We start from the raw sequence: 10,666 nt of genomic DNA on the forward strand, positions 1-10,666 counted from the left end.
GTGACCAAAGCTGACGAGGACGACGATGCGGCGAGTGCTGATCTTCCTGCTGGTGCTGGCCCTGGTGGCCGCAGCGGCGCTGTTCGGTGGCTATCGCTACTGGCAGTCACGCCTGGCGGCCCCGATCGCGCTCGAGGAGGCGCGGCTCTACGAGGTGCCCCAGGGCGCCGGCTACCACCGGGTGGTGGGTGAGCTGGCGCGCGAGGGGGTGATCGAGGAGGCCTGGGCCTTCCGTGCCCTGGCCCGCCTGGAGCCCCACAGCCTGCCGCGGCTGCGCCCCGGCGAGTATCGCCTGGAGCCCGGCATGAGCGGGCGCGAGCTGCTCGAGCTGCTGGGCAGCGACCGGGTGGTCACCTATCCATTGACGGTGCCGGAGGGCTGGACCTTCGCCCAGATGCGCGAGCTGCTGGCCGATGCGCCCAAGCTCGCGCAGCTTACCGCCGAGCTGTCCGACGAGGCGCTCATGGCGCGGCTGGGGCGCGAGGGACAGCACCCCGAGGGCTGGTTCTTCCCCGACACCTACCTCTACCACAAGGGCGTCAGCGACCTGGAGATCCTCGAGCAGGCCCTCGCCCGCATGGAGGCGACCCTCGAGGCGGTATGGGCCGCGCGCGACGACGACCTGCCCCTGGAGAGTCCCTACGAGGCGCTGATCATGGCCTCCTTGATCGAGCGTGAGACCGGCGCCCCCGAGGAGCGCCCCGAGATCGCCGGGGTGTTCAAGCGCCGCCTGGAGCGCGGCATGCGCCTGCAGACCGACCCCACGGTGATCTACGGCATGGGGGAGCGCTACGCGGGCAATATCACCCGCGCCGACCTGCGCGAGGCGACTCCCTACAACACCTACGTGATCGACGGCCTGCCGCCCACGCCGATCGCCCTGCCGGGGCGTGCCTCGCTGGAGGCGGCGGTCAACCCCGAGCCCGGCGAGACGCTCTATTTCGTCGCCAAGGGCGACGGCACGCACCACTTCTCGCGTACCCTGCGCGAACACAACAACGCGGTGAATCGGTATATCCGCAATCGCTGACGGGAGCAGGCATGGGCAAGAGGACAGGGCAAGTGTCAGCGCAATCTGCAAGGAGCGCCGGTGACAGCCCGGAGAGGCGCGGCCGTTTTATCACCCTCGAAGGCGGCGAGGGGGTGGGCAAGTCCACCAACCTGGCCCGGGTCGTCGGCTGGCTCGAGGCGCGTGGCCTCGAGGTGGTGCAGACCCGCGAACCCGGCGGCACGCCCCGCGCCGAGGCGATCCGACGCCTGCTGCTCGACCCCGAGGAGCGCGAGCCCCTCGACGAGGACGCCGAGCTGCTGCTGGTGTTCGCCGCCCGCGCCCAGCACCTGGCGCGGGTGATCCGCCCGGCGCTGGCGCGGGGGGCCTGGGTGGTGTGCGACCGCTTCACCGACGCCACCTTCGCCTACCAGGGCGGGGGGCGCGGCCTCGACCCGGCACGTATCGCCGAACTCGAGGCCTTCGTCCAGCGCGGCCTGACCCCGGACCTGACCCTGCTCCTCGACATGCCCATGGCCGAGGCCCAGTGCCGCCTCGAGGGGCGCCTGGCGGGCAGCGGTGAGCGGCGCGACCGCTTCGAGCAGGAGCGCGGCGACTTCTTCGAGGCGGTGCGCCAGGCCTATCTGGCCCGCGCCGCAAAGGCTCCGGAGCGCATCGCCCTGATCGATGCGGCCCGCTCCCCGGAGGCCGTCGGCCGGCAGATCGAGGAGGTGCTGGCGAGGAGGATGGCGGCATGGCAGCGCTGAACACGACGCCGATCGCCGAGCGCGAGCCGCTGCCCTGGCTGCGCCCGCGCTTCGCCGAGCTGGTCCGCCTGGCCGATGCCGGCCGGCTGCCCCATGCGCTGCTGATCTCCGGGCCGCGTGGGGTGGGCAAGCACTCCCTGGTGGATGCCCTGGCCGCCCGTACCCTGTGCGCCGCGCCCGGCACCGCCGCCTGTGGGGAGTGCCACGCCTGCCGCATGCTGGCCGCCGGCTACCACCCCGACCTGATGCGCGTCGAGCTCGAGGAGGGCAAGCGGCAGATCCGCATCGATGCCATCCGCGAGGTCAACCAGGTGGTCGCCCAGACCGCCCAGCAGGGGGGCTACCGGGTGATCGTGATCGCCCCGGCCGAGGCGCTCAACGTGGCCGCCGCCAATGCCCTGCTCAAGAGCCTGGAGGAGCCCGGCGCGCGCACCCTCTTCGTGCTGCTCTCCGATATCCCCTCGCGACTGCTGCCGACCATCCGTTCGCGCTGCCAGCACTGGAGCCTGGGGCCGCCGGCGGTGGACGACTGCCTGCCGTGGCTCGCCGAGCGCTTCGGCGATGAGGGAGAGGCGCGTTTCTGGCTGCAGGTCGCTGGGGGGCTGCCGCTGGAGGCGCTGCGCCTGGCCGACCCCGAGTCGCGGGCCCTGCGCCAGCAGCTGGTGGAGACCTTCGAGGCGCTGGTGCGCGGTGGCGAGCCGGTGGCCGAGGCGGCCCGCCTCGACCGCCAGTCCATCGACGCCATCCTGTGGTACGGTATCGCCTGGCTCGAGGACCTGATCCGCCTGGGCCTCTCCGGCGAGAGCGAGGGCCTGCGCAACCCCGACCTGCTGCCGCTCTACCGGCAGGCGGTGAAGAACGCCCGGGTACGCGACTGGTTCCGCCTGCTGGACTATGCCCGCGAGGAGCGCCGCCTGCTGGCTGCCGGCGGCAACCCCAATCCGCAGCTGGTGCTGGAAGCCTGGCTGGTGCGCTGGTCGGCCCTGCTGCGCTCCTGAGGCGCCACGCAAGAGATCCCGAGGAGAGACCCATGGCAGCCCAGAAGGCTCTGTCGCTGAATATCCAGGATGTCCAGACCCTGCTCTCGGCCTACATGCCGATGCTGGAGCGTGGCGGCATCTTCGTGCCCACCCGGGAGCGCTACGAGCTCGGCCAGGAGATCTACCTGCTGCTGACCCTACCCGGCGAGAGCGAGCGGGTGCCGGTCACCGGCCAGGTGGTATGGGTATCCCCGGAGGGCGTCACCGGTCGGCGCATGCCCGGCGTCGGCATCCACTTCAGCGCCGCCGACCAGGGCGTTCGCGACCGCATCGAGAACCTGCTGGTTGGCCACCTCGACAAGGGCGCCCAGACCTACACGCTGTGAGGCGCCTCGCGCCTGGAGCCATTCACCCGTCATCCGGATATACCGCATGTTTGTCGACTCCCATTGCCATCTCGACCGCCTCGACCCCGCCACCCATGACGGCGACCTGGCCGCTACCCTGGCGGCCGCCCGTGCCCGCGGGGTAAAGCAGTTCCTGGCCATCGGCGTCACCCTGGAAGACGTGCCCGGCGTCGCGGCCATCGCCCGCGAGCATGACGACGTGGTGATCTCCGCCGGCGTCCATCCGCTGCATCTTGTGGATGAGGAGCCCGATGTGGAGGCGATCATGGCGGTCGCCGACCGCTATGGCGCGGTTGCCATCGGCGAGTGCGGGCTGGACTATCATTACCTCAGGAAGGCACCGGAGAAGGTCCCTTCCCAGGAGGTACAGCGCGAGCGCTTCCGCCGCCAGCTGATTGCCGCCACCGAGCTCGAGCTGCCGGTGATCATCCATACCCGGGAGGCGCGCGACGAGACCCTGGAGATGATCCGCGAGTACACCGATCCCGCCATCGGCGGCGTGTTCCACTGCTTCACCGAGGACCTCGAGATGGCCCGCGAGGCGGTGCGTCACGGCTTCTATATCTCGCTCTCCGGGATCCTCACCTTCCACAGCGCCAGGGCGCTGCGCGAGGTGGCCCGGCAGGTCCCGCTGGACCGCCTGCTGATCGAGACCGACAGCCCCTACCTCGCGCCGGTGCCGCATCGCGGCAAGCCCAACGAGCCGGCCTTCGTGGTGGAGGTGGCCGAGTGCCTCGCCGCCGAGCGCGGCATCAGCGTGGAGGAGGTGGCGATGCAGACCAGCGCCAACTTCTATCGGCTGTTCCGCGCCGCCATGCCGGAGGTCTCCGAGGAGATGCGCGGCATCCTGAAGGGTGCCGGCCTGGTGACCTGACGCCGCCGTCGCCGCGTCGGGAGCCGATATGCGTCGGCCCAGACGCCTGCCGAATGCGCCTGTCGAGCCCGCCCGTCGAGAAGAGGAGGAGGCGATGGACCTGGAACCGCTGGTCGCCCGCATCGATCCCGAGGGGGAGATCCCGCCCGTGGCGCAATGGCACCCCGAGCACTCGGCACAGATGGACCTGGTGATCGCCGCCGATGGCCGCTGGATCCACGAGGGCTCCCCCATCGCGAGGCCGCGCCTGGTGCGCCTGCTCTCCACCATCCTGCGCCGCGAACCCGACGGGCGCTACGCCCTGGTGACCCCCGCCGAACGCCAGTTCATCCGTGTCGAGGACCGCCCCTTCCTGGTGGTCGACGCCGAACCCGACGGCGACGGCGGCTGGTGGCTGACCACCAACGTCGGCGACCGCCTGCCCCTGGATGCCGACCATTCCTTCACCCTGAGTGCCACCCCCGGCGGCGAGACGGTGCCCGAGGTGCCGGTGCGCCTCGGCCTTGCCGCGCGCCTCGGGCGCAACGTCTTCTACCGCCTCGCCGAGCACGCGGAGCCCATGACCCTGGCGGACGGTCGCCCGGCGCTGGGGCTTGAGAGCGGCGGCCTCCGGCATCCGCTGGGCGTGCTGGAGGACGACGCGGCGTGCGACTGACCGCCGAACAGCGCGCCGTGGTGGGGCATGCCGGCGGGCATGCCCGGGTCGCCGCCGTGGCCGGCTCCGGCAAGACCACCACCATGGTCGCCCGAGTGCTGACCCTGCTGGAACGCGGCGTGCCCCCGCAGCGCATCCTGGTGCTGATGTTCAACCGCTCGGCGCGCGAGGACTTCCAGGCGCGCCTGGCGGCCATGGCCCCGCCCGGTCAGGCGCTGCCCGACGTGCGCACCTTCCACTCGCTGGGCCACCGCCTCTCGGCCAGCCTCACGCGCTGGGGGGCGCTGGCGCCGCGCCGCCTGCTTACCGCCGACTGGCAGCTGGAGCGGCTGATGCGCCAGGCCACCCAGCTGGCCCTGGGCGACCAGGATGGCGAGGCCCGGGAGTCGGCGCTGGAGGGTGAGCGCCTCGAGGCGCTCGCCCACTTCTGCGCCCTGGTGAAGGCCGAGATGGAGCCCGCCGCCGCGCTGCATGAGCGGCTCGACTACGGCGAGGAGACCCGCCACTTCCCCGCCGCTTTCGACCACGCCGAGGCGCTGCTCGAGGCGCATGGCCTGATGGGTTACGCCGACCTGCTTTACCGCCCGCTGCGGGCGCTGGAGGCGGATGACGCCCTGCGCGCCCGGGTCAAGGGCTTCCTCGATCATGTGATCGTCGACGAGTATCAGGACATCAATGTCGCCCAGCAGCGGCTGCTGGCGCTGCTGGCCGGCGAGCGCGCCGAGGTGATGGCGGTGGGTGACGCCAACCAGTGCATCTACGAATGGCGCGGCGCCCACCCCGACACCATGCTGGAGCGCTTCACCGCCACCTTCGGCGCCGCCGTGGACTATCCGCTCTCCACCACCTTCCGCCACGGCCACGCCCTGGCCCTGGCCGCCAACCACGCCATCGAGGCCAATCGCCGCCGTCCCGACCAGCTCTGCCTGGCCGCCGATGGCAATCCGGCGACGCGCCTGGCGGCGGGGCAGGGCAGTCGCGGCCTGCTGGAGGCCCTGGCCGGCTGGCAGGAGGCGGGGCGCACCCTGCAGGAGGCCTGCGTGCTGGTGCGCAGCTGGGCGCTCTCGGTGCCGTTGCAGCTGGCGCTGCTGCGCGAGGGGATTCCCTTCCGCCTGGCCCGGGAGGACCGCTTCGTGTTCCGCCTGCCGCTGGTGCAGGCGCTGGCCGGCTACCTGCGCCTGGCCCGGGAGCCGGGGCTGCTGCGCGACCCCGGCCATCTTGCCCTGCTGCTGGCCCAGCCGACCCCCTTCGTCGCCCGCGAGCGGCTGCACGCCCTGGCCGAGCGGCTGGCCGACGGCCAGCGCTGGCCCGAGGCCCAGGATCCGCTGCTGGCGGGGCTCAAGCCCCACCAGCGGCGCACTCTCAAGAAGCGTTGGGCGCTGCTCTGCCAGCTGCCGCGGCTCACCGACTGGCCGCCGGCGGCGCTGCTCGACCACGTGGTCAAGGAGGTCGACGCCGAGAAGGTGCTCAAACGCGCCGCCTCGCGGCGCGACAAGGGCGAGGAGGACGTGCGCCTGCTCGACGTGCTGCGCGAACAGGCGAGCGAACTGGGCAACGACCCCGAGGCCTTCATCGAGCTGCTCAGCCGGCCGGTGGAGAACCATGGCGACGGCGTGCTGATCACCACCGTGCACGGCGCCAAGGGGCTGGAGTGGCCGCTGGTGGCGCTGGCCGGGGTCAACGAGCAGGACTTTCCCCATTACACCCGCGACAACCCGCTCTCCCCGCCACGCCTGGAGGAGGAGCGGCGGCTCTTCTACGTGGCCATTACCCGCGCCCGTGAGCGCCTGGTGCTGCTCCACGACGGCGGTGAGCATCGCCCCAGCCGCTTCCTCGCCGAATGTGCCTGGGAGCAGTGCGACCGCCTGGCGCGCCGCCTCGAGCCGGAGGACGAAGCGGTCGGCGCGGGCGACGCCGCTCCCCTGGCGGTCGAGCGCCCGGCCCTGGTACGCCGCTATCTGACCGCCCTGGGGCGCGAGCTTCCCCTGGCCGAGGCCAAACCCGGCCCGGCCGAGGCCGCGGCGGCCTATCACACCTTCGACGTCGGCCAGCGGCTGCGCCATGCTGTCTTCGGCGAGGGCGAGATCGACCTGGTGGAAGGGGATCCCGACAACCCGGTGATCGAGGTGCGCTTTCGCCACGCCGGCCGACGGCGGTTGATCGCGCGCCGGGCGCCCATCGAACTGCTGCAAGGAGACCTCGCATGACCCCACCGTTGATCGCCGCCTGGGAGCTGGAGGAGGCGCTGCAGGGCCCTCGACCGCCGCGGCTGCTGGACTGCCGGGCGCGACTGGGCGACCCCGATGCCGGCCATGGGTTGTGGTGGAAGGCGCATCTGCCGGCCAGCCATCACCTCGACCTGGATCGTGACCTGGCGGGGCCGCCGGGGGAGGGCGGTCGCCACCCGCTGCCGGCGCCGGAAGCGTTCACCGCCACGCTCCAGCGCCTGGGGCTGTCGCCGGGGGTGCCCATCGTGGTCTACGACGACATGGGTGGCCAGCTCGCCGCGGCGCGCGCCTGGTGGATGCTGGCCTGCTGGGCGGGGCATCCCGACGTGAGGCTGCTCGACGGCGGCGTCCAGGCGTGGCTGGCCCGGGGTGGCGAGCTGCGCGAGGGGGATGCCGTGACGCCACGCGCCTCCGACTGGACCCCCGACTACCGTGACGCCGCCTGGGTCTCCGCCGAGGAGGTCGCCTCGGGGCGTGCCCTCAAGGTGGATGCCCGTGCCCGCGAGCGCTTCCGCGGCGAGGCCGAGGCCATTGACCCGGTGGCGGGACATATCCCCGGTGCCGTCTGCCGACCCAGTGCCGACAACCTCGCCGCCGATGGCCACTTCAAGCCCGCCGCCCGGCTGGCCGAGGAGTTGCCCGAGGCCGTTGATGCGGTGGCCTACTGCGGCTCCGGCGTGACCGCCTGCCACAACATCCTCGCCTATGCGGTGGCCGGGCGGCCGCTGCCGAGGCTCTACCCCGGCTCCTGGAGCGAGTGGATCCGCGACCCGGCCCGCCCGGTGGCGACCGGGGAGTAGGCCGGGCTTCACCAAGAGTCGCAAGCCACAACAAACAAGCAGCAAGCTATCCCCGCCGCCTTTGAACATGGAAAAAAGGGGGCAGGCCTTGGTGGCCTGCCCCTTGAGTCCCCCATCCTGTCTTCTTGCCGTTTACATGTTCGGGTAGTTGGGCCCGCCGCCGCCCTCCGGCGCCACCCAGGTGATGTTCTGGGCTGGGTCCTTGATGTCGCAGGTCTTGCAGTGCACGCAGTTCTGGAAGTTGATCTGGAAGCGCGGCTTACCGTCGTCATCCTCGACCACCTCGTAGACCCCCGCAGGGCAGTAGCGTTGGGCCGGCTCGGCGTACTCGGGGAGGTTGTCGCGGATCGGCAGCTCGGGGTCGGCCAGCTTGAGGTGGCAGGGCTGGTCCTCCTCGTGGTTGGTGTTGGAGAGGAACACCGAGGAGGGCTTGTCGAAGGAGAGCTTGCCGTCGGGCTTGGGGTAGTCGATCTTCTCGAATTCGCTGGCCGGTTTCAGGGCCGCGTGGTCCGGGGTGGTGTCATGCAGGGTGGGCAGCTTGCCCCCCAGCAGCTGGTCCACGAAGTTGTAGGCGCCGCCGGCCATGGTGCCGTACTTGTGGATCGCCGGGCCGAAGCTGGCGCTCTCCTTGAGCTCGGCGTAGGCCCAGCTCGCCTCCCACTTCGCGGTGAAGTCGGTCAGTTCCTGGCCGCCCTCGTCACCCTTGGCGATCGCCTCGAACACCGCCTCGGCGGCCACCAGGCCGGACTTCATTGCGGTGTGCAGCCCCTTGATCTTGGCGAAGTTGAGGGTGCCGGCGTCGCAGCCGATCAAGAGGCCGCCGGGGAAGGTCATCTTCGGCAGGCAGTTCAGCCCGCCCTTGGCGATGGCCCGGGCGCCGTAGGCGACGCGCTTGCCGCCTTCCAGGTGCTTCGCCAGCACCGGGTGGTGCTTCATGCGCTGGAACTCGTCGAAGGGGGAGAGCCAGGGGTTCTGGTAGGAGAGGTCCATGATCAGGCCCACCACCACCTGCTGGTTGTCGCCGTGGTAGAGGAACCAGCCGCCGTGGGTGTGCGTGTCCAGCGGCCAGCCGGAGCCGTGCAGGATTAGGCCCGGCTCATGCTGCTCGGCGGGGACGTCCCACAGCTCCTTGAGGCCGATACCATAGTGCTGCGGGTCCTTGCCGGCCGCCAGGTCATACTCCTCGATCAGGCGCTTGCCGATATGCCCCCGGGCGCCCTCGGCGAACAGGGTGTACCTGGCGCGCAGCTCCATGCCTGGCATATGGCCGTCCTTGGGCTGGCCGTCGGCGCCGACGCCCATGTCGCCGATCAGGATGCCCTTGACCACGCCCTCCTCGACGATCGCCTCCTGAGCGGCGAAGCCGGGGAAGATCTCTACCCCCAGCCCCTCGGCCTGCTCGGCCAGCCAGCGGCACAGGTTGCCGGCGCTGATCACGTAGCGGGTCAGGTCGCCGCCGGTGTTGTGCATGCTCTTGGGCACCAGGGCGTTGGGCAGCTTCTGTCCCTTCTCGGCGTCCTTGAGCAGGTAGACCTCGTCGCGGCTGGCCGCGGTGGTCAGCGGGGCACCGCGCTCCTCCCAGTCGGGGAACAGCTCGGCCAGGGCGCGGGGCTCGAAGATGGCGCCGGAGAGGATATGGGCGCCCACCTCGGAGCCCTTCTCCACCACGCACACCGAGAGCTCCTGCTCGGCCTCATTGGCCTGCTGCATCAGGCGGCACGCGGCGGCCAGGCCCGAGGGCCCGGCGCCGACGATGACCACATCGAATTCCATGGACTCGCGTTCGACTTGTTCTGTCACCTGCTCTCTCCTCGCTGATCGGGGCGACGCGGGCGCTTACCACCAACGTCGAACCAATTTAAAACGGTCGTTTGCTTCTAGCCTGATCCCATGATAGGCATAATACGCCAAACGGGTCACCCCCTCGATGGTGCAATGGGCTCGTGCAGCTACCGAGATTGTTGCGATGCATCGAGCTGTGGCACATTGAGACTGTTTTGTCATGTGGCGCCTATCAAACGCTTGCATGAAACTGATAAGAGCATGCCGCGTGGATCTAAGCGGCCCGTCTCAGGACGGCGGACGGATCACCGTCACGCCAACGGGAAAGTAATGGTTCAACTCCCGAGGAACCAAGCGAGGACACCATGAAAGTACTCGTCGCGGTCAAACGCGTCATCGACTACAACGTCAAGATCCGGGTCAAGCCGGATCACTCCGACGTCGACCTCACCAACGTCAAGATGGCCATGAACCCCTTCTGCGAGATCGCCGTGGAAGAGGCGGTGCGCCTGAAGGAGCGCGGGGTCGCCACCGAGATCGTCGCCGTCACCGTGGGCCCCAAGGCCGCCCAGGAGCAGCTGCGCACCGCGCTGGCGCTGGGCGCCGACCGCGCCATCCACGTCGAGACCGACGAGCGCGTCGAGTCGCTGGGCGCCGCCAAGGCGCTGGCCAAGCTGGTCGAAGAGGAGCAGCCGGGCCTGGTGATCCTCGGCAAGCAGGCCATCGACACCGACAACAACCAGACCGGCCAGATGCTCGCCGCCCTGACCGGCCTGCCCCAGGGCACCTTCGCCTCCGAGGTGACGGTCGAGGGTGAGAAGGTGCAGGTGACCCGCGAGGTCGACGGCGGCCTGCAGACCGTCGAGCTGACCCTGCCGGCGATCGTCACCACCGACCTGCGCCTTAACGAGCCGCGCTACGCCAAGCTGCCCGACATCATGAAGGCCAAGAAGAAGCCGCTGGACGTCAAGAGCCCGGCGGATCTGGGCGTCGAGGTGGCGAGCAGGATCAAGCTGCTCAAGGTCGAGCCGCCGGCCGAGCGTCAGGGCGGCGTCAAGGTGGGCTCGGTGGACGAGCTGGTCGACAAACTCAAGAACGAGGCGAAGGTGATCTCATGAGCATCCTGGTTCTGGCCGAACATCACGACGGCGCCCTGGCCGGCGCCACCGCCCATGTGGTCGCGGC

Annotated in this window: 10 protein-coding genes; 9 read left to right on the forward strand and 1 reads right to left on the reverse strand. The window is 70.6% G+C overall.

The window, feature by feature from the left end:
- Nucleotides 1-25: 25 nt before the first annotated feature.
- The 8 genes from mltG to BLP95_RS14455 all read left to right on the forward strand — a co-directional run bounded on the left by mltG (nt 26) and on the right by BLP95_RS14455 (nt 7,699).
- A complete protein-coding gene (gene mltG / locus BLP95_RS14420) occupies nt 26-1,030 on the forward strand; it encodes an endolytic transglycosylase MltG (RefSeq protein ID WP_089680571.1) in 1,005 nt (334 codons plus the stop codon).
- Nucleotides 1,031-1,062: 32 nt separating this feature from the next.
- Nucleotides 1,063-1,755, forward strand: coding sequence for a dTMP kinase (gene tmk, locus BLP95_RS14425; protein WP_245678766.1), 693 nt, complete (start codon nt 1,063-1,065; stop codon nt 1,753-1,755).
- Complete coding sequence (locus tag BLP95_RS14430; protein WP_089680575.1) at nt 1,743-2,753, forward strand: DNA polymerase III subunit delta'; 1,011 nt, start codon at nt 1,743-1,745, stop codon at nt 2,751-2,753. Before tmk ends, BLP95_RS14430 begins: the two co-directional genes overlap by 13 nt.
- A complete protein-coding gene (locus tag BLP95_RS14435) occupies nt 2,750-3,121 on the forward strand; it encodes a PilZ domain-containing protein (protein WP_281187386.1) in 372 nt (123 codons plus the stop codon). The genes BLP95_RS14430 and BLP95_RS14435 overlap by 4 nt, the downstream gene beginning before the upstream one ends.
- A 46-nt stretch (nt 3,122-3,167) precedes the next feature.
- Nucleotides 3,168-4,016, forward strand: coding sequence for a TatD family hydrolase (locus tag BLP95_RS14440; RefSeq protein ID WP_089680579.1), 849 nt, complete (start codon nt 3,168-3,170; stop codon nt 4,014-4,016).
- Between the two features lie 94 nt (nt 4,017-4,110).
- Nucleotides 4,111-4,671 (forward strand): DUF1285 domain-containing protein, encoded by a 561-nt coding sequence (locus tag BLP95_RS14445; RefSeq protein WP_089680581.1) that lies wholly within the window; start codon nt 4,111-4,113, stop codon nt 4,669-4,671.
- Nucleotides 4,662-6,878 carry an ATP-dependent helicase gene (locus BLP95_RS14450; protein ID WP_089680583.1) on the forward strand — a complete coding sequence of 739 codons (2,217 nt, stop codon included), beginning with the start codon at nt 4,662-4,664 and terminating at the stop codon, nt 6,876-6,878. The genes BLP95_RS14445 and BLP95_RS14450 overlap by 10 nt, the downstream gene beginning before the upstream one ends.
- Nucleotides 6,875-7,699: a sulfurtransferase gene (locus tag BLP95_RS14455; RefSeq protein ID WP_089680585.1), complete on the forward strand. Its 825-nt coding sequence runs from the start codon at nt 6,875-6,877 to the stop codon at nt 7,697-7,699. Before BLP95_RS14450 ends, BLP95_RS14455 begins: the two co-directional genes overlap by 4 nt.
- A 132-nt stretch (nt 7,700-7,831) precedes the next feature.
- Here BLP95_RS14455 and BLP95_RS14460 read toward each other — a convergent pair whose 3' ends face one another.
- Complete coding sequence (locus BLP95_RS14460; RefSeq protein ID WP_089680587.1) at nt 7,832-9,472, reverse strand: electron transfer flavoprotein-ubiquinone oxidoreductase; 1,641 nt, start codon at nt 9,470-9,472, stop codon at nt 7,832-7,834.
- A 374-nt stretch (nt 9,473-9,846) separates the two neighbouring features.
- Between BLP95_RS14460 and BLP95_RS14465 the strand changes: the two genes are divergently transcribed.
- Nucleotides 9,847-10,599 (forward strand): electron transfer flavoprotein subunit beta/FixA family protein, encoded by a 753-nt coding sequence (locus tag BLP95_RS14465; protein WP_023005541.1) that lies wholly within the window; start codon nt 9,847-9,849, stop codon nt 10,597-10,599.
- Nucleotides 10,600-10,666 lie beyond the last annotated feature (67 nt).

The organism is Halomonas shengliensis, from assembly GCF_900104135.1.
Classification (GTDB): Bacteria; Pseudomonadota; Gammaproteobacteria; order Pseudomonadales; family Halomonadaceae; genus Halomonas; species Halomonas shengliensis.

Bases quoted from the DNA above. Each gene is read 5' to 3' on its own strand.
- BLP95_RS14445 (WP_089680581.1), top strand. From the start codon at position 4,111: ATGGACCTGGAACCGCTGGTCGCCCGCATCGATCCCGAGGGGGAGATC.
- BLP95_RS14440 (WP_089680579.1), top strand. From the start codon at position 3,168: ATGTTTGTCGACTCCCATTGCCATCTCGACCGCCTCGACCCCGCCACC.
- BLP95_RS14455 (WP_089680585.1), top strand. From the start codon at position 6,875: ATGACCCCACCGTTGATCGCCGCCTGGGAGCTGGAGGAGGCGCTGCAG.
- BLP95_RS14430 (WP_089680575.1), top strand. From the start codon at position 1,743: ATGGCAGCGCTGAACACGACGCCGATCGCCGAGCGCGAGCCGCTGCCC.
- BLP95_RS14460 (WP_089680587.1), bottom strand. From the start codon at position 9,472: ATGGAATTCGATGTGGTCATCGTCGGCGCCGGGCCCTCGGGCCTGGCC.
- BLP95_RS14465 (WP_023005541.1), top strand. From the start codon at position 9,847: ATGAAAGTACTCGTCGCGGTCAAACGCGTCATCGACTACAACGTCAAG.
- mltG (WP_089680571.1), top strand. From the start codon at position 26: ATGCGGCGAGTGCTGATCTTCCTGCTGGTGCTGGCCCTGGTGGCCGCA.